Origin of the sequence: Geobacter sp. FeAm09 (genome assembly GCF_008330225.1) — a bacterium.
Lineage (GTDB): Bacteria > Desulfobacterota > Desulfuromonadia > Geobacterales > Pseudopelobacteraceae > Oryzomonas.
Genome location: NZ_CP042466.1, coordinates 2082551 through 2100077 on the forward strand (window position 1 = coordinate 2082551; position 17527 = coordinate 2100077).

General features: G+C 62.8%; 16 protein-coding genes. All 16 read right to left on the minus strand.

Going from position 1 to position 17527, the window contains the following annotated elements; translation table 11 throughout:
• Window positions 1–741: 741 nt before the first annotated feature.
• The 16 genes from FO488_RS09810 to FO488_RS09885 all read right to left on the minus strand — a co-directional run bounded on the left by FO488_RS09810 (window position 742) and on the right by FO488_RS09885 (window position 17292).
• Window positions 742–1950, minus strand: coding sequence for an MFS transporter (locus FO488_RS09810; RefSeq protein WP_240731842.1), 1209 nt, complete (start codon window positions 1948–1950; stop codon window positions 742–744).
• Window positions 1951–1957: 7 nt separating this feature from the next.
• On the minus strand, window positions 1958–3337 hold the full coding sequence (locus tag FO488_RS09815) for a lipid biosynthesis B12-binding/radical SAM protein (protein WP_149210399.1): 1380 nt from the start codon (window positions 3335–3337) through the stop codon (window positions 1958–1960).
• Complete coding sequence (locus FO488_RS09820; RefSeq protein ID WP_149210400.1) at window positions 3334–3756, minus strand: acyl-CoA thioesterase; 423 nt, start codon at window positions 3754–3756, stop codon at window positions 3334–3336. Before FO488_RS09820 ends, FO488_RS09815 begins: the two co-directional genes overlap by 4 nt.
• On the minus strand, window positions 3753–4577 hold the full coding sequence (locus FO488_RS09825) for an ACP S-malonyltransferase (RefSeq protein ID WP_240731843.1): 825 nt from the start codon (window positions 4575–4577) through the stop codon (window positions 3753–3755). The genes FO488_RS09820 and FO488_RS09825 overlap by 4 nt, the downstream gene beginning before the upstream one ends.
• A gap of 8 nt (window positions 4578–4585) precedes the next feature.
• Window positions 4586–6025 (minus strand): B12-binding domain-containing radical SAM protein, encoded by a 1440-nt coding sequence (locus FO488_RS09830; RefSeq protein WP_149210402.1) that lies wholly within the window; start codon window positions 6023–6025, stop codon window positions 4586–4588.
• Window positions 6022–7344 carry a B12-binding domain-containing radical SAM protein gene (locus FO488_RS09835; RefSeq protein WP_149210403.1) on the minus strand — a complete coding sequence of 441 codons (1323 nt, stop codon included), beginning with the start codon at window positions 7342–7344 and terminating at the stop codon, window positions 6022–6024. The genes FO488_RS09830 and FO488_RS09835 overlap by 4 nt, the downstream gene beginning before the upstream one ends.
• Window positions 7345–7420: 76 nt before the next feature.
• Window positions 7421–8707, minus strand: coding sequence for a B12-binding domain-containing radical SAM protein (locus FO488_RS09840; protein ID WP_149210404.1), 1287 nt, complete (start codon window positions 8705–8707; stop codon window positions 7421–7423).
• Window positions 8704–8961, minus strand: coding sequence for a phosphopantetheine-binding protein (locus tag FO488_RS09845; protein WP_149210405.1), 258 nt, complete (start codon window positions 8959–8961; stop codon window positions 8704–8706). Before FO488_RS09845 ends, FO488_RS09840 begins: the two co-directional genes overlap by 4 nt.
• 55 nt (window positions 8962–9016) lie before the next feature.
• The gene (locus FO488_RS09850; protein WP_149210406.1) at window positions 9017–9922 is read right to left on the minus strand and encodes a lysophospholipid acyltransferase family protein; all 906 of its coding nucleotides are present in this window, start codon (window positions 9920–9922) and stop codon (window positions 9017–9019) included.
• Window position 9923: 1 nt separating this feature from the next.
• Window positions 9924–11300, minus strand: a complete 1377-nt coding sequence (locus tag FO488_RS09855; RefSeq protein WP_149210407.1) for a radical SAM protein — start codon at window positions 11298–11300, stop codon at window positions 9924–9926.
• Window positions 11301–11362: 62 nt separating this feature from the next.
• Entirely contained in the window at window positions 11363–12025 is a 663-nt protein-coding gene (locus FO488_RS09860) for a glycosyltransferase family 2 protein (protein ID WP_149210408.1), read from the minus strand.
• Window positions 12007–12819, minus strand: coding sequence for a polysaccharide deacetylase family protein (locus FO488_RS09865; RefSeq protein WP_149210409.1), 813 nt, complete (start codon window positions 12817–12819; stop codon window positions 12007–12009). Before FO488_RS09865 ends, FO488_RS09860 begins: the two co-directional genes overlap by 19 nt.
• Window positions 12820–12934: 115 nt before the next feature.
• Window positions 12935–13855 carry a CRISPR system precrRNA processing endoribonuclease RAMP protein Cas6 gene (gene cas6, locus FO488_RS09870; protein ID WP_205743251.1) on the minus strand — a complete coding sequence of 307 codons (921 nt, stop codon included), beginning with the start codon at window positions 13853–13855 and terminating at the stop codon, window positions 12935–12937.
• Window positions 13856–13941: 86 nt separating this feature from the next.
• Window positions 13942–14700, minus strand: coding sequence for a succinate dehydrogenase/fumarate reductase iron-sulfur subunit (locus FO488_RS09875; protein ID WP_149210411.1), 759 nt, complete (start codon window positions 14698–14700; stop codon window positions 13942–13944).
• Complete coding sequence (locus FO488_RS09880) at window positions 14700–16613, minus strand: fumarate reductase/succinate dehydrogenase flavoprotein subunit (RefSeq protein WP_149210412.1); 1914 nt, start codon at window positions 16611–16613, stop codon at window positions 14700–14702. Before FO488_RS09880 ends, FO488_RS09875 begins: the two co-directional genes overlap by 1 nt.
• A gap of 10 nt (window positions 16614–16623) precedes the next feature.
• A complete protein-coding gene (locus tag FO488_RS09885; protein WP_149210413.1) occupies window positions 16624–17292 on the minus strand; it encodes a succinate dehydrogenase cytochrome b subunit in 669 nt (222 codons plus the stop codon).
• Window positions 17293–17527 lie beyond the last annotated feature (235 nt).

The following is a 17527-nucleotide window of genomic DNA, read 5'->3' on the forward strand; positions in this document are numbered from 1 at the left end:
TTCCCGGTTGGGTACCGATGCGTCCGCTGTTGCCGGGGATCGCTGCAAACAGCAGATGAAAGAACTGGCCGCCGCGCGCGAGATGGAAAAACGACTGCCCGACAGGCGGACTTCGGAACGGCAGAACAAAATGGCGCGGGCCGCCATGCTGAAGGAACGCCTGAAGATGCTCCGTGATATGATACCGTTTCTCAGCCCCGCTGCGGCAAAATCGTTGAAGGCCGAGATGCGGCAGATAGCTGCCCAGGTTGCCTCTCTGGGTGGCGGGAGTGGTGGAACCGGCAGTGCCATGACAGCGGCCGAAACGCCTGCCACGGAATCGTCCGACTCCGGCGGCGAAGCGGTCCCCCCGCAGGATACCACGGCGCCGACAAGTGCAACGGACCAGCATGGGGATGAAGTTCAGGAGGGGCAAACCACCTCAACCGACGGTACGGCGCCGGGGCAGACGCAGAATGGCAGCGCCAGCACCTCGGATGACCGTCAATTGCATCAGGCGGTGGAAGAACTAAAAAGCCTGTATAAAGCGGTGATGGCGGCACTGAAACGCAAACAGCAGGCGGGACGGGGCGGCGGGCCGCCGGCGGATCCCGGCCCCACCCTTCGGGCCTACACCGCCCCCCGGACAGCACGGGCAGTATTGCCGTCAAAGCGTAAGACACCGCCTCTGGCACCATCACTCACCAGTTCCCGCGCCGACCGTGATCCGGCAATACAATCCCATTTTTGCGTATCTGTCCGTTATCTATCCGGACCGCCGGAATCCCCTTCCCTGCCCTCTACCCGCCTGCGCGACAGGATCAACACGCCGGCCAGCACCGCAATACCCCCCAGGACCACGTTGGACAGCAGAAAGGCGTGCCGCGCTCCACGGTGTTCCAGCGCACCCCACATGCTCCCGGCCAACAGGCTGCCCATCCCCTGCCCGGCCACCCGGGCGATGGAAAGCAGACCCGAGGCGACCGCCCCGGTCTCGGGCGGCGCCTGGGAGAGCACGGCGGCGTTGTTGGCGGCCTGAAACAGCGCCCGGCCGAGACCGATACCGGCCAGGCCGGGCACAACCCGGCCACTGACGCCCTGAATCCAGGAGGCCAGGGCCAGCACGGCGCTGCCGAGCCAGCTGACCCGTTCATAGCCGACCCGGTCCGAGAGCCGTCCCGCCATCGGGCCGAGGACCATCAGCAACACCGGGGGGAGCAGCATGGCGAGCCCGACCCGGCTGGGGCTCATGCCGCCCGCCTCCAGGTAAAAGGGCCAGAGCAGGTTGCTGCCGAAGGATTGGGCAAAGAAACAGACCGTGGCCAGGAGCGCCAGGAGGAAACGGGGAGCGCGGATGGCACGGCGCAGCCCCTCCCTGAGCCCCACGCCGCGCAGCTCGGTCAGGCGCCCCGAGAGTAGAAAGGCCGCCAGGCCGAAGGGCAGGTTGATGAAAAAGATGCTGCGCCAGCCAAACCAGTCCACCATGAAACCACCCAGGGGAGGCCCCATCATGGTGCCGGCAGCGACCGCACCCGCCACCATCCCCAGAGCCCAGCCGCGGCGTTCGGGAAAGGTGGCGGCGGTCATGCCCGGCACCAGGCCGACGATGCCGGCTCCGGCAACCCCTTGCAGAAAGCGCAGGAGGTACAGTACCGCCAGGTTGGGAGAGAGCGCCAGAAGGAGCGAGATCATGCTGAAACCGATCAGCGAGGCGCGGTAAACCCGCACCGTGCCGGCCCTGCCGGCCAGACCGGACAGGGGAAGAAAGGCGAGTGCCGAACCGAGCAGATAGAGGGTGGAGGCCCATTGGACGTCGCCGGCATGGCTGTGAAAATGGGCCGCCAGGGACGGCAGCGCCAGATTGAGGGCGCTGGAATCCACCGTGGAAAGGGTTACGCCGATCAGGAGCGCCAGCAGGCGCAGGTCGATGCGTCCGGCGGACGGGCCGGAGGTGGGGATCACGGGAACCACCGGGGCGTCACAGCGGCCTGATGCGGCTTCTGCCCAGGCGCTTCATCAGCTTCCAGAGCGGTCCCTTGACCGGGAACATGCGCAGGGCCTCCAGCATGGCGTCGCTGATATTCACCTCCAGACCGGGCACGACCCAGTTTTTGCGTTTGATCGCCTCCGCTGTGACCAGTTCGGTCAACTCCTCCCGGACGGCGGGCGAGATGTAAAAGACCGGTTCCAGCAGGTCGGTGGCGCCATCGATGACCCCTTCCGCCAGGGCGGTCCGGTGCAACGGGGTACCGGGGAAGATGCGGATGCCGGTCATGGCGATGATCGCGGTCGGCTCCAACTCGTCCATCAGGCGAAAGCTTTCCAGGATGGTCTCCCGCGTCTCCCCCGGCCCGCCGAAGAGGATGTAATGGGCGAAATCCACCTGCCGCTCGCGGCAGAGGCGCGACCCCTCCCGGACGTCGGCCACCGTGAAGGCCTTGCCCAGATTCCTGAGCATGACCGGCGAACCTGACTCGGTGCCGTACTCCACGGCGTCGCACCCTGCGGCCAGCATGACATCCAGCAGCCCGGGAGGCATGAAGGCGGGATTGATGAAGGCCGACCAGTTGATTTCCAGCCGTTCCTCCGTCATGGCCCGGCAGAGCTGTTCGGCGAAGTCGGTCGGATAATTGAAGATGTCGTCCACAAAGTAGATGTAGCTGACCCCGTGATCAACCACCAGGGCGCGTATTTCAGCGATGATGTCCCGGATCGGCCGCAGGCGCATCCTGCGCCCCTCCAGCAGCGGATAGGTGCAGTAGATGCAGGCAAAGGGACAGCCGCGCTTGGTCTGCACATTGGCCATGCCCCCCTGGCGCTGGTAGCGCGCCACGTCGAACAGGTTCCGGTCCGGGGTGGCGAGCCGCTCCACCGGCAGCGGCGGCAGGAATTCATCGACACCCCGCACCAGCACCCCCGGCAGGCCGGACGTGCCGCCCCCTTGCCCGATGGCTTCCACGAGGCGGGGCAGGACTTCCTCCCCCTCCCCCACCACGCCAAAATCGGCCCCCACATGGGCCAGGATCTCCTGGGGCATGAGGGAAAAGCCGGAACCGCCCACCACGACCCGGGCACTCCTGCGGCAGACGGAGACCACGTCCCGCACCCCGGCAAGATAGGAGCGGCAGCCGGGCCAGGTCACGTTGTCGATGTTGCGCAGGGAGACCACCACCAGGGCCGGCGAGAACGAGGCGAGCCGTTCCGCCAGAGCCGTTTCCGGTTCCTGTTCGAAACAGAGATCGAGCACGGCAAGTTCATGGCCGGCAGCGGCCAGGGGCGCCGCCAGGTAGGAGAGGCCGATGGGGAACACCGGGTAGGGGGAATGTTCGCGATTGGCCGAAACCAGGAGAATCTTCATGCCGCCTCCAGCCAGGCCTTCATGCGCTCAACCCGTTCGGCAACCGCAGGGGGCATCTGGAATTGCAGGACGCCGTCCAGGTCGGTCAGGGCGTGGCGGGTCAGGCCGGTGGCCAGTTTTTTGCCTTCGGGGTCCAGTATGACGCTTTCAAATACCAGGGTGGCCGTCTCGCTCGGCGTCAGGGTGGTGCGGACGGTCAGCACGTCGTTGTAGCGGGCGGGGCGCAGGTATTTTATCTCCAGGGCGACCACCGGTCCCAGATAGCCCAGCGCCCCCAACTGGAAGGCATCCAGCCCGAATTTGCCGGCCAGTTCGCCGCGGCCGATCTCCATCCAGGCGACGTAATGCCCGTGCCAGGCCACCTGGTAAGCGTCCACCTCGTTGAAGCGCACGGTTATGGAGGTTTCATGGTAGTTCATAGCCTGCTCTCGATCCAGCGGTTATATTTTTTGAGCGAATCCCCCGCCCCCACCTCCACGAAACGGGTGGCGCCGGCCCGCTTCAGGGCGCGATAGGTCTGTTCCCAGTGGACCGTCTCCGTCAGTTCCCGCATCAGGAAAGGGGGGATCTCGGCAGCGGTGAGGAACTCCTGGTCAATGTGGTTCATGAGCGGGATGGCCGGTTCCCGGTAGCGGTAATCCCGGAAGATGGTCGTCAGCTCTTCCTCCGCCTCGGCCAGGAGCGGTGTGTGCAATGGGGCGTCGCAGGGGAAGAGTTTGGCCGAAAAGGCACCCGTCGCCAGCGCTTCGCCCAGGGTCGCCTCCATGTCGTGGCGCCGGCCGGCCAGCAGTAAATGGTGCGAAGTATTGTGATTGGCCAGGAATACCGTGCCTTCGGCGGCCAGTACCGCCAGCTTCTCCGCCGAAAGTCCCACCAGGCATCCCAGGGCATAGTCGCGCCCGCTGAAGCGCTGCTCCATGCAGGAACCGACCCGAAAGGCGATCTCCAGCACCTCTCCCTCGCCGACCGAGCCGCAGGCCGCCAGGGCGGCGTAGATGCCCATGCTGTGCTCGGCCGCCACCGCCGGCTTCACCCCCTCCAGCCGCAGGCGGCGCTGGCGGTAGAGGCTCGCGGCCACCCCGTAGACCTGGAGGGCCACCTGCTCCGTATGCGTCCCCGCCGCCCAGGTAAAGGTGGACAGGTCCAGGCCGGTATGGGCGCGGGCCAACGCGGCAACCTCGTTAAAATCGGCGTCGTCGGGAAATGCGGCATCGTGGGCCAGGGGCTGACCGGGAAACATGAAACAGATCATTTTTTGCCTTCACAAGGGGATTGCGGGGCACGGCAGCAACTCGCGCGGTGTTCCCGCAGATATTCCGCCGGCTTCATCATGCGCTGGGTACGCAGCAAAACCCGGATGATATAGGGTATCTGGGAGGGCCGCACCTGGCGGACCCAGTCCATGAGGCTCTTGGTGCCGGCGGTATTGAGGATGGAGCGCCGCCAGGTTTCGGCATACAGCTCGAAGAAACGCTCTGCCCCCAGGCGCGGCTCCCACAGCAGGTGGTGCATGTCGAAATTGGCCCAGGGCTGCCCGGCGGTGCGGGCCAGTTCGCTTTGATAGTAGTCGGTCCCCGGCAGGGGGGTCAGGATGGTGAACCCGGCCCGCTGCAGGCCGTGACGTTCCACGAACGCCCACAACTCCCTGAACTGTGCCTCGTTCCAATCCGGGTCCACCAGGAAGTTGCCGTTGATGCCGTAGCGCAACTCCCGGGCGATGCGCACCGCCTCGATGCTGTCGCCGATGCCGGCATCCTTGGCCAAGCCGGCCAGGCCGTCGTCGCTGGCCGCCTCCAGCCCCAGAAAGATGTCGAAGTCCTTGGCCAGGGGGCGCCAGGCGGCCATCAACTCGCCGCTGCGGCGGATCAGGTCGGTGCGGGTCTGGACCAGGATCCAGCGCTTGTACACCCCCCGCCGCTTGAGGGCAGAGGCCAGTTCGAGGCTGCGCTCGGGATTATACCAGAACAGGTCGTCGGCCACAAAGACGGCATCGCCGCAGGTGGCGAAATCCTCCACCACCGCCGCAATGGAGCGTTCCCGGCAGGTGCGGCCGTAGAGTTGCCACACCGAGCAGAACGAGCAGTGGTGGGGGCAGCCCCGGGCGGTTTCGATCAGCCAGACCGGCTTGAACAACAGGCAGTGATAGCCGTTGCGATGCCGCTGCACCAGGTCGCGAGCCGGCAGGGGGACCAGGTCGAGGGGGGTGCGTTCCTCCAGGGGCGGGGTCGAGATCCAGCCATCGGTCGTCCTGAGCCGCAGGGCCGGCACCCGGGCCAGTTGTTCTCCCCGCTCCAGGCAATCTGCCAGGCGGACGATTGCCTCTTCGCCGTCATCCACCATGATGGCGTCGATCAGGTCATGTTCAAGGGGGGCCGGGAAGGCGGCGGCGGCATGCCCCCCCACCACGATGAAGGCCTCCGGCGCGGCCAGGCGGACCTCCCGGGCGGTTGCCAGCACCCGGTCGAATTCCAGGGAGTGCAGGCAACTGATGCCCACCAGGCGGGGGCGCGTACGGCGCACCCAGGTAGTGGCCCCTGGCCGGAAGCGCAGGTCGGCGATGGTGACGTGGTGCCCTGCGCCCAGCAGGGCGGCACCGAGGTATTCGAGCCCCAGAGGCTCGACCCGGAAGAAGGGACCAAGCCCGAAATGGTCGTTGCCGGGATGGGGGCGGAGCAACAGGATGTTCATGGTTTCATTCCATCGCTGGCGTCAGGCGCAGCAGGGGCCGGGTACACGACTTCCTCGTCCCCGTACACCCCTCCCCGCCGCAGGACATTATAGGCCAGATTGATGAGCTTGCCGTTTCCCTGCATGACCCGCGAGATGACCGAGGGCCAGCGGTAGACCTCGCGCCGCGCGGCCCGCCATCCCTTGTACAACTGTTCCGGCGTCATCAGCTTGGGACGGAAGACCACCTGATTATGGTCATAGTGCTGCCATTCCTTATGGAGCATGCGCCCCTCCCGGTCAAACTGCTCGAACAGCGCCGTGCCGGGATAGGGGGTCAGGATGTGAAAGGTCGGGATACTGGGCGCGCACTCCTCCAGATACCGGACCGTGGTTTCGAAAACGCTTTCGTCATGGTCATCGAAGCCGAAGATCATGGAGGCCTCCAGCACGATACCGGTGTCACGCACCCGCTTGATCAGGTCCGCCTGGCTGAATCTGCTGCCGGTCTTGGGGTGGTTGGCCTGGGGGCCTGCTACCGATTCGATGCCGACAAAGATGCCGATGCAGCCGGATTTTGCCAAGAGGCTCACCAATTCGGGATCTTCGGCGAAACGGAGGTTGGCCTGCCCCCCCCAGCGCAGCCCGAGACCGGCCATGCCGCGCAGGATCGGCTTGGCCCGCTCCGGGTCGCCCAGGATATTGTCGTCGAGAAACACCGTCAGCTTGCGGTCGAAGGAGCGCAGTTCCGCCAGGATGTCGTCGGGGTCGCGGTAGCGAAAGGTACGGCCGAAATAGGGGGTGACCGTACAGAACGGACAGTCGTAGGGGCACCCGCGGCTGGCCTGGATGGTCTGGGTGGTGAGGTAGGTGCGGCCACCCAGGAAGTCTCGCCGTGACCAGGGGATATCCAGGAGGTTCCCCTGGGGGATGCTGCGGTAGAGCGGCGCCATGCGCCCGGCCCGCAGGTCGCTCAGAAGTTGCGGCCAGACCGGTTCCGCCTCGCCGATCACCACCGCATCGGCATGCTGGAGCGCCTCATCGGGGAGCACCGTGGGATGGATGCCGCCCAAAACCACCGGAATGCCCCGTTGCCGGAAACGGTCGGCGATCTCATAGGCCCGGACCGCCTGATGGGTCATGGCGGTAATCCCGACCAGGTCGAACGTGCCGTCAAAAGGGATATCTTCATGGATCTCGTCGGCCAGCAGCACCTCCCACTCGGGCGGCGTGGCCGCAGCGACCTGTTTCAGGGAGAGGGACGGGAGTTGAAAACGGCGCACCCATCCCAGCTTTTGGGTGGCGGGATAGACCAGCAGCAGTCTCGGAGCGGCAGTCATCACAACGATACCGCCCCCGGGCGGCGTGACGGGAACATGACGCCCTCGCCTGTCGAAGAACCAACGGCCCGATTCGTCACGCCGTCACCTTCCGGCGTTTCAGGGCCGAGCGGAAACCGAAATTCATCGGCCCGAAGACCTGTACCGAGCGGTGCAGCTTGAAGATACGGCGGTACATGGACGAAAAGGAGTAGAACGAACGGCACAGTTCCTCATAGCCCTGCTGGAGCTGTTCGGCGCTCATGCCGAGCGGTCGGAAGGTGACGTGCTCCATGTCATAGTCGCGCCAGTTGTTGGAGAAGATGCGCCCCTCGGCCTCGAGGCGGCGGCGGACGCTGGTGCCGGGATACGGGGTCAGGATGGGGAAGATGGCCGCCTCGATGCGGGCATCCTCGCAGAACCGGAGCGTCTGTTCGAAGATGGCCGGGGTATCGCCATCGTACCCCATGACAAAGGAGCCCAGAATGCCGATGCCGTTGTCGCGAAACGCCTGGGCGTCCTCCAGATAGGAACGGGCCCGGTTGGTCACCTTGCCCATGGCCGACAGGGAATCCTGGTTCAGGGACTCGAAGCCCACGAACATCCCCACGCAGCCCGATTCTCCGGCCGCCTTCATCAACTCCCGGTCGGCGGCAAAATCGATGGGGGAATGGGAGAGCCACTTGAAATCCATGCCCTTCATGCCGGCAAACAACTCCAGGGCGTACTTCCGGTCGGCAACGATGTTGTCGTCCACGAAAAAGAGAAACGAATTGGCCGTGCGGAGCTGCTCAAGCTCCCGCAGGATGTTGTCCACCGGCCGCTTGCGGTATTTGCGGCCGTAGAAAGCGGTCACCGAGCAGAATTCGCAGTCAAAGGGACAGCCGCGGGTCGTCTGGATGGTGTTGGTGAGGAGATAGCGCTTACCCGCGAAGATCTCGCGGCGGGCGCGGGGGATGTTGGCCATCTCCATCTGGGAACCGGATTGATAGAGACGCTTGAGGCTCCCCTGGCGATGATCGGACAAAAGCTGCGGCCAGACCAGTTCCCCCTCCCCCACCACCACGGCATCCGCGTGGCCGAGCGCCTCGTCCGGCAGGTTGCTGGCATGGAAGCCTCCCATGACCACCGTCGTGCCCCGGCGGCGGAATTCGTCGGCTATCTCGTAGGCGCGGGGCGCCTGGGGGGTCATGGCGGTCAGGGCCACAAGGTCGGCAGTGCCGGAATAGTCGATGGTTTCGAAATTGTCGTCAACAAAGGCGACGTCCCACTCCGGAGGGGTAACGGCGGCAATCGATGCCAGGGACAGGGTGGGGAATTTAAAGGCCAACTCGCCCCACAGACGCCCCTTTTCCCAGCCGGGTGAGACGAAAAGCACCTTCATTTTTTATGTTCCGCGATGTAATCCGCCATGCTGCGCACCGAGGCAAAGACCTTCGTGCCGGTGGCCGCATCGGGCACCACCACGCCGAAATCCTTTTCCATGGCCACCACCAGTTGCAGGGCATCTATGGAGTCGAGCCCCAGGCCTTCGCCGAACAGGGGTGCGTCGGTTTCGATTTCGTCCGGCGACATCCCTTCGATGCGCAGACTTTCGATGATCATCTGTTTCACCTTTGGAATCAACTCTTCACTCATTCACACGTCCTCTCACAAATATAGTGCTTCGCACATGCCGTGCATCGGCATTTTTCTAATGCCTGCCGGGTTCCGGTGCGGGATGCTCCCCGCCCCAGAAGTCGAAGAAGTTATACCACTGGTCGGGATACCGTCCAATATACCGTTCGAACACCGCAGCCAACCGCTCCATGCCGCTCCGGATCGCCTCGGTATGCCCCCCGTGCCCCCCCGTGAAGTAGATCGGTTCGTCCATCAGCGTGGCGTACCGGTTCCCCTCCAGCGGCACGAAAACCGGGATGACCGGCGCTCCGCTGGCCAGGGAGAGATAGGCCGCCCCCACGGGAAAGGGGGTGGGCTTCCCGAAAAAGTCGATGACCGTGGTGTGGGAGGACCCGTCGCGCTCCCCCAGGAGACAGAGCACCTCGTTGCGCCGCAGGGCGTTGACCGCCTCGATGATCGCCAGGGGCGAGGTATCGTCCCGATCCACGTAAATGAAGCCGACGCCGCGCGCGCCGCGCACCTTTTCCCGCAGTTCGTTCACCTTCTCATCCGGCTCCCGGAAGGTGAGCACGTTGATCTTGTATCCCAGGTCGGCCAGCCCGAGCCCCCCCAGTTCCCAGTTGCCGAAATGGGGCGAAACCAGGATGGCGCCGGTTCCCGCGGCCAGGGCGTCATCCAGCGGTTTCTGGGAGCTGCGTCGGCCGATGAGGGCCTGCAGCCGGGGGCCGGTCAGGCGCATCATCAGCATCACGTCGCACCAGTTGCGGGCGTACTTGTAGTAGGCCGAAACCACCAGCCGCTCCACCCTTCTGCGGCCGGTGACGGTACGCATGTTCGCCCGGAAGCCGCGGCGTTTCTCCCCCAGGAAGAGGTAGAACAGCATCACGCAGCAGAAGGCGGCCGGGGGAAAGAGCCGGCGCGGCACCACGATGGTGAACAGGTTGATCAGGAACAGGTTGATACCGCTGTAGAGTGCCATCTCAGGTATGCGACACCTTGCCCGTTTTGACCGGGTGGTCCTTGAATTCCGCCTCCCACGCCTCGTCGGCGATCTCGCCGTAGCGGCGCGAATAGTCGTCCATGCTGTCCGCCAGACCGGTAAAGATCTCGTCCGCCCCTTCGTGGGTGGCGTAGGCCCCCTCCGAGGCGAACAGTTCCCGCCCCGCATCGGGATGGTCGATCAGCATGCAGGGGCGCAGCAGGTTGTCGTGTTCTCCCTGTTTCCGGCGGATCTTGCGGAACAACGGCGACGCCAGGGCATCGCGCAGCGAGGTGCGCCGGATGTTGTCCGCGGCAAAGTGGCAGAAGACGCACGGCTCGATATCGCCGTTGGCATTGATGTGGAAGTATTTTCTCCCTCCGGCCAGGCACCCGGAGATCATCGGCCCATCGTTCCAGAAATCGATGAACAGCATCGGTTTGGTGGCCCGGTAACCGACCACCGTCCGGCGCAGGAGGTCGCGCTGCTCGGGGGTCGGCATCAGTTCGGGATCGGGCTTGCGGCCCACCGGCACATAGGAGAAGAGCCACATGGCGAAAACGCCCTTGTCCAGGAGCATGTCGATGTAGCGGGGATTGGTGATGATATCCGTATTCTTGCGGGAGTGGGTGAACGAACCGCAGAAGGAGAGCCCCCCCTCCCGCAGCAGGTCCATGGCCCGCATGACCTTTTTGAAATGTCCCGCACCGCGGCGTTCGTCGGTCTCCTGTTCATACCCCTCCAGCGAAAAGGCCGGCATGACGTTGCCCACCTCGGTCAACCGCTCCACCATCTGCTCGTCGATCAGGCCGCCGTGGGTAAAAACCAGAAAGGCCATGTCGCTGTGTTTCCTGAATATCTCGAAGATCCCCTTCATGTAGAACGGCTCGCCGCCGGAGATGACCGCAAAATAGATCCCCATCTCCTTGAGCTGGTTCAGCACCGAATCCAGTTCGTCCAGGGAGAGCTCCAGGGATTTCTTGTAATCGCCGGCGTAGCAGCCGTAGCAGGAGAGGTTGCACCGCATGGTCGGGCTGATAACCACCGTGGAGGGGGGATAAAAACCGTTTTGGTCGGCCCACTCCTTGCGTTTGTTGGTGCCGTTCAGCAGGTGGTTGATGGCCAGGTTGCTGATCCACTTGTCCCGCTGGTTGGGGTGCAGGTCGCGCAAAATGCGGCGGGGAAACTCGATGCTGGGGTGTTTGTCGCGGATCAGGCCGCGAATCCAGCGGATGCGCTCCTTGTAGTAATCCTTCTTGGGGATAAGTTCCATCAGATGCGTCATCTTGATCAGCGTGTCATCCGATGAATTGGTCGCCATGGACAGGAGGTACGAGAGCACTTTCTCCCTGGTATAGTTTTTCAGTGTCTGGATCATGCTTTCAACTCCACTCGCCTGAATCTGTTCTGATAGTACGCAGGTGTTTTCCCCATGACGCCTTACATGTAGCGCAGGAACGTCATGCAGATATTCCAGGTATCCCGCACCGGACGGAAATGACTCGTGGCGCGGCCATCGGCCACCCGCGCCGGCACCGCAAGGCAACCTATGGAAAATCCGCCGCGCCAGGCCTTCATGAGTATCTCCATCTCCAGGTCATAGCCGTCGGCGGCAAGCGCCACCGAGCTAAGCAGTCGCCCGGAATAGCAACGGAATCCGGACTGGCTGTCGTTGATCTCGAAGCCGGTCCGCCGGCGCATGCACCAGACGCCGAAACGGTTCCAGATCTTGCGCAGGCCGCCCATTTCCTGGAACTGGCTGAAACGGGAGGCGATCAGGATATCGAAACCCCCCTCCCGGGCGGCAGCTACCACCCGGGGAACAGAGGATACATCATGCTGGCCGTCGGCATCAAGAGTTACGACGGCAGCGCAGTCATGCTCCAGCGCCCAGGCGAAACCGGTTCTGAGCGCCCTGCCTTTGCCCCGGTTGCGATTATGGCGCAGCAAAAGCGCCCCATGCCGCGCGGCGATGCTTGCCGTGGCGTCGGTGGACCCGTCGTCCACCACCACGACCGGACACCCCAGGCCGGCGCACTCGTCCAGGACCGCGGCCAGGGTCTTGGCGGCGTTGAACGCCGGGATCAGGATGCAGGCTGCCATGAATCGACCATGTCCCGCAAGGTGGTAAACGTGTAGCTGGCCAAGAGCCTCCGCAGCCGCGGCAGCGCATCCCGCCGCGTCCCGTAGGAGGCGAAGCGTTTCACGAGCGGCAGCTTGAGACGCGGCCCCCGGGGATCAACCTCCCGGGGATGCAGATAGAGCACTGCCGGCCGGTCGGCCCGGCCATACCTCTCGACCGTTGCCGCAATCATCCTGAAGGGGAACAGGCGGAACCCCCACCCGCCGCCGGTGGGCAGATTCCCCAAGGGCGACCCCGACACCATGGGCGGTATCTCCCACAACGCTCCGTGCGCCGTCTCTATCCGGTACGGATGGCGTGTGGCATTTCGATCCCCGACAAAGGGGAGCGGGTTGCGGCTGGAATCGTAGCGATAGCCGCGCTGCGCCAGGATGTCATCAAACCAGGGGATATGGGCCGTTACCGACCACTGGGGCGCACGAAATCCGACCGGCAGGCTGCCGGTGATCCCCATGATGGCCTCTTCGGTTTTTTGCAATTCATCATTGAACTCCGCCGGGCCGAGTTCGTGAACCAGGCGGTGCGAATAGCCGTGGGAGGCGATTTCGTGTCCCTGCTGATGGATGCTGCGCACCAAGTCCGGATCGGCCTCCGCCACACAACCAAGGACAAAGAAGGTTGTTTTTACCTTGAACTCTGCGAACAGGCCAAGCAATACCTCCGTGGCTCTACGGACACGCCAGTCATCCGGCGGAATGCACGGCTGCTCTTTGAGGCCGCAGACGTGGAACCAATCCTCCAGATCAACCGACATGCTATGTACGACAGGCTTTGCCACATTCCCCCAGAATTTTCAAAAATACCTTAATTATAATTTTTCGTCAATTATACCGGGTGCCCTGCAAAGTTGCGAGTTAAAACCGAACCTCTCACCACGCCAACCGGTACTGTCCCATCCCGTAGGAGGCGCCCTTGCCCAGGTGCAGGTACTCCCCCAGCGCCAGAAACGGCATGAGGTCGTTGAAATCGCCGCTCAGGACGCCATCCCCCATGACACCGGACAGCGCCATGGCGCGAAGGCCGGCGTCGGCGTAGAAAAAATTGTCTTCGAGGAGTTCGAGACGGTTGGCCGCATGGGCATATTCCCGAAAATTATCCCGCATCTCGAAACCGCAATAGTAGTAGGCCAGGGCGGAAACCCGACGCATCAGGGAACGGACAAACTGCCCGGCATCGAAAAAATTCATGATCCTGCCGGTCTTGGCCAACTTCAGGGGGGTCATGAAGGTAACGCCGACGGCGTCGGTCGGGCGGCAACGGCTGTCAACTATGCCCTGGGCGTCGAGGGTGACCAGATTTCCCAGGTCCGGCGCCGCATTACCTGCCGCCACAGCGGTTGGATTCCCGTGGAAGTCCAGAGATTCCACGAGAGTAATCGTCGCCGCAGCGAAGTGTCCCGCCTCGTGCCCATTTGCGAGCAGGGAACGGAAGGCGCTCATGAACTCCGTTGTATGGTTGAGTGCCTTGCCCACCAGAACCAGCGTGCAGACGAAATCATCGGCCTGCCGCGGGACGGAACCGTGGGGGGGAAACGAAAAGATGAACGGCAAGGGTGGCTTCTGATGACACCTCACCGCAGAAGGGTCGGCGCCGAGCTGCTGACTGAACAACACCCCATAGGGGCACCCCGAACAAGCGGAGTTCTTTGAACATACGGAGGTTTTGCCGGTGCAGACGAGCTTTCTGAACGCCTCGGCAAAGTCCGGGCCGCTGCGGTACAGATACGAAACCACACGGGAAACGTCACGAGCCTGGATGGTAAAACGCAGGTGAACGAAACTGAAATCCAAGTAAAGTCCTCATTTTCGACAAAAAAATCGGGGCGTCCCGCAGGATGCCCCGATTGTAACACATATTGCCGTAAAACGTATCAGAATTAGGCGAACTGCGCCTTGAGAAACTCCCGGTTCATGCGGGCGATGAACTTGACGTTGATCCCCTTGGGACAGGCGGCCTGGCACTCGTAATGGTTGGTGCAGTTACCGAAACCGCATTCGGCCATGGCCTTGGTCATGGCGGTGACGCGCGCGGCAGCCTCAGCCTTGCCCTGGGGCAGGAGCGCCAGTTGGGACACCTTGGCGCCGGTGAAGAGCATGGCGGCGCCGTTGGGGCAACCGGCCACGCAGGCCCCGCAGCCGATGCATTCGGCGGCATCCATGGCCTCGTCGGCCACCGGCTTGGGGATCAGGATGGCGTTGCCGTCGGCCACGCCGCCGGTGTGGCAGGAGGTATACCCCCCGGCCTGGATAACGGTATCCAGGGCGGAACGGTCAACGATCAGATCCTTGATGATCGGGAAGGCGCGCGCCCTCCAGGGCTCGATATAGATGGTATCGCCGTCCTTGAATTTGCGCATGTGGAGCTGGCAGACGGTGGTGCGCTCCTGGCCGCCGTGGGGGGCGCCGTTGATCACCTGGGAACACATGCCGCAAATACCCTCGCGGCAGTCGTGGTCAAACACGATCGGCTCTTTCCCATCGTGGATCAGATCTTCGTTGACGCAGTCGAGCATCTCCAGAAAGGAGTGGTGTTCGGTGATGTCCCTGGCGGTATAGGTTTCGAATTTGCCGGGATCGCTGGCATTTTTCTGGCGCCACACGATCAGTGTCAGTGTCATGGTCTTGTGATCGCTCATTATTTGTAGCTCCTTACGGCGAGATGTACGTTATCGAATTTCAACGGCTCCTTGTGCAGCTCGGGTTCGGCGCCCACGCCCTTGAACTCCCAGGCGCCCACATAGCAGAAGTTGACGTCGTCACGCTTGGCCTCGCCGTCGTCGTACTGGTATTCCGAGCGGAAATGGCCGCCGCAGGACTCGTTGCGGTGCAGTGCGTCGCGGCACAGAAGTTCGGCGAACTCCAGGAAATCGGCGGTGCGGCCGGCGTTCTCCAGTTGCTGATTGAGATCGGCGCCGCTGCCGGTGACCTTGACGTTCTTCCAGAACTCCTCGCGCAGGGCCGGAATCTTCTTGATGTTTGCCTCAAGGGACTCCTTGGTGCGTGCCATGCCGCAGTTTTCCCACATCATGGTGCCCAGTTCGCGCATGAAATCGGTAACGGTGCGTTTGCCGTTGATGGAGAGGAACTTTTCGGTGTTCTTGTTCACATCCTCCGTGGATTTTTTGAATTCCGCGTGGTCTTCCTTGACCTGACCCGGCTTGATCGTAGCCAGATAACCGCCGATGGTGTAGGGAATGACGAAGTAGCCGTCGGCCAGCCCCTGCATCAGGGCCGACGCCCCCAGGCGGTTGGCGCCGTGGACCGAGAAGTTGGCCTCGCCCAGCACGAACAGGCCGGGGACGTTGCTCATCAGGTTGTAATCGACCCAGAGGCCGCCCATGGAATAATGGGGTGCGGGATAGATGCGCATCGGCGACTTGTAGGCGTTCTCGTCGGTGATCTTCTCGTACATTTCGAACAGGTTGCCGTAACGTTCGCGGATGGTGTCCTCGCCCAGACGATTGATGGAAGCGGCAAAATCCAGGTACACGCCGCGACCGCCCGGTCCCACCCCGCGCCCCTCGTCGCACTGTTCCTTGGCGGCACGGGAGGCGATGTCACGCGGAGCCAGGTTGCCGAAGCTCGGGTACTTGCGCTCCAGGTAGTAATCGCGCTCTTCCTCGGGGATCTGGTTGGGCGGACGGGTGTCTCCCTTTTTCTTGGGCGCCCAGCAGCGGCCGTCGTTGCGCAGCGATTCCGACATGAGGGTCAGCTTGGACTGGTAATCGCCGGCCTGGGGGATACAGGTCGGATGGATCTGGGTGTAACAGGGGTTGGCGAACAGGGCGCCTTTTTTGTGGGCCTTCCAGTTGGCCGTAACCGAGCACCCCATGGCATTGGTGGAGAGATAGAATACGTTGACGTAGCCACCGGTGCAGAGGCAGACGGCATCGGCGGCGTAGCTTTCCAGCGCGCCGGTCACCAGGTTGCGCACGGTGATGCCGCGGGCCACGCCGTCCACCACGACCAGGTCGAGCATCTCGCGGCGGTTGTACATCGTGACCGTCCCGGCCTTGATCTGGCGCGACAGGGCCGAGTAGGCGCCCAGGAGGAGCTGCTGGCCCGTCTGGCCGCGGGCGTAGAAGGTGCGGGAGACCTGGGCGCCGCCGAAGGAGCGGTTGTCCAGGTAGCCGGCGTAGTCGCGGGCAAAGGGGATGCCCTGGGCCACGCACTGGTCGATGATGTTGTTGGACACCTGGGCCAGACGCCAGACGTCGGCCTCGCGGGCGCGGAAGTCGCCCCCCTTGATGGTGTCGTAGAAGAGACGGTAGATGGAGTCGCCGTCATTGGGGTAGTTCTTGGCAGCGTTGATGCCGCCCTGGGCAGCGATGGAGTGGGCGCGGCGCGGGCTGTCCTGATAGCAGAACGCCTGCACATTGTAGCCCAATTCCCCCAGGGAAGCCGCGGCGGCGCCGCCGGCCAGGCCGGTGCCGACCACGATGACGTTGTATTTGCGTTTATTGGCGGGATTGACCAGTTTCAGGTCAAAGCGGTGCTTGTCCCAGGTTTGTTCAATCGGTCCGGTTGGACATTTGCCATCAAGTATCACGGTAACCTCCTTAACCTTTCAGAATTCCAGCAAAGATAGACAACGGAACGGCGACGTACCCCAGGAACAAAATCAGCGCGACCAGGGTGCCGGCCTTGACATAGATCGGCAGCGTCCTGTTGTTGCTCCACCCCATCGTCTGGAAAAAGCTCTGTATGCCGTGTGACAGATGCAGAAACAGGGTTACCATGGCAGCTACATAGATAAAGGCCACGAAAAAGTTCTGAAAGCTGGAAACAACCATGGTAAAGACGTTGATCGCCCCTTCGGCATCGGGCACCAGGGCCATGCCGGGGACCGCCTTCACGGTGAAATGCAGCAGGTGGTAAACAATGAAGCAGAAAAGGAGCGCCCCGGTCCAGATCATGTTCTCACTGGCGAACGTGGCCTTGCGGGTCGCTTTGACGGCATACTGTTGCGGCCGGCCGCCACGGTTCTCGATGGTCAACTGGATGCCGTACCAGATGTGAATGGAAACGGTAGCCAGCATGACAAGCCGGAATGCCCATACCAGCGGAGGGAACGCATGGAGGTGGTGGGCATAGGCGTTGATGCCGCCGCTGATCCAGCCAAAAATGGTCGTATTGCCGATCAGATGGACCACGACAAACAAGATCATGAGTAGTCCCGTGATCGCCATCACGATCTTTCTGCCGATAGACGATGATAGTAGTTGCATAGAGTTCCTTCCTTTTCAAGATGGTAATAACGCTCGAAGCATCAATGGAAACAAAGCACGGGGATAGCGAGATGAAAAGGGAAAGGCGGGGGGCCACGCCAACACGACCTTGAGACGACCTGCATTCTATCCTCCTCGAGTATATATTGATGCGACAGTCATACCAGTTAAACGCCATGCCATTTCCTCTGAAAATCCAGACAGGGCATAGTAAACACCGTTATAAAAAATTGCA

What these genes read in the sequence shown, in the direction of transcription:
- FO488_RS09835 (WP_149210403.1), bottom strand. Translation starts at nt 7,344, where the DNA reads ATGACTGCCGCTCCGAGACTGCTGCTGGTCTATCCCGCCACCCAAAAG.
- FO488_RS09885 (WP_149210413.1), bottom strand. Translation starts at nt 17,292, where the DNA reads ATGCAACTACTATCATCGTCTATCGGCAGAAAGATCGTGATGGCGATC.
- FO488_RS09860 (WP_149210408.1), bottom strand. Translation starts at nt 12,025, where the DNA reads ATGGCAGCCTGCATCCTGATCCCGGCGTTCAACGCCGCCAAGACCCTG.
- FO488_RS09875 (WP_149210411.1), bottom strand. Translation starts at nt 14,700, where the DNA reads ATGAGCGATCACAAGACCATGACACTGACACTGATCGTGTGGCGCCAG.
- FO488_RS09855 (WP_149210407.1), bottom strand. Translation starts at nt 11,300, where the DNA reads ATGATCCAGACACTGAAAAACTATACCAGGGAGAAAGTGCTCTCGTAC.
- FO488_RS09825 (WP_240731843.1), bottom strand. Translation starts at nt 4,577, where the DNA reads ATGTTTCCCGGTCAGCCCCTGGCCCACGATGCCGCATTTCCCGACGAC.
- FO488_RS09845 (WP_149210405.1), bottom strand. Translation starts at nt 8,961, where the DNA reads ATGAGTGAAGAGTTGATTCCAAAGGTGAAACAGATGATCATCGAAAGT.
- FO488_RS09830 (WP_149210402.1), bottom strand. Translation starts at nt 6,025, where the DNA reads ATGAACATCCTGTTGCTCCGCCCCCATCCCGGCAACGACCATTTCGGG.
- FO488_RS09820 (WP_149210400.1), bottom strand. Translation starts at nt 3,756, where the DNA reads ATGAACTACCATGAAACCTCCATAACCGTGCGCTTCAACGAGGTGGAC.
- FO488_RS09850 (WP_149210406.1), bottom strand. Translation starts at nt 9,922, where the DNA reads ATGGCACTCTACAGCGGTATCAACCTGTTCCTGATCAACCTGTTCACC.
- FO488_RS09865 (WP_149210409.1), bottom strand. Translation starts at nt 12,819, where the DNA reads ATGTCGGTTGATCTGGAGGATTGGTTCCACGTCTGCGGCCTCAAAGAG.
- FO488_RS09815 (WP_149210399.1), bottom strand. Translation starts at nt 3,337, where the DNA reads ATGAAGATTCTCCTGGTTTCGGCCAATCGCGAACATTCCCCCTACCCG.
- FO488_RS09840 (WP_149210404.1), bottom strand. Translation starts at nt 8,707, where the DNA reads ATGAAGGTGCTTTTCGTCTCACCCGGCTGGGAAAAGGGGCGTCTGTGG.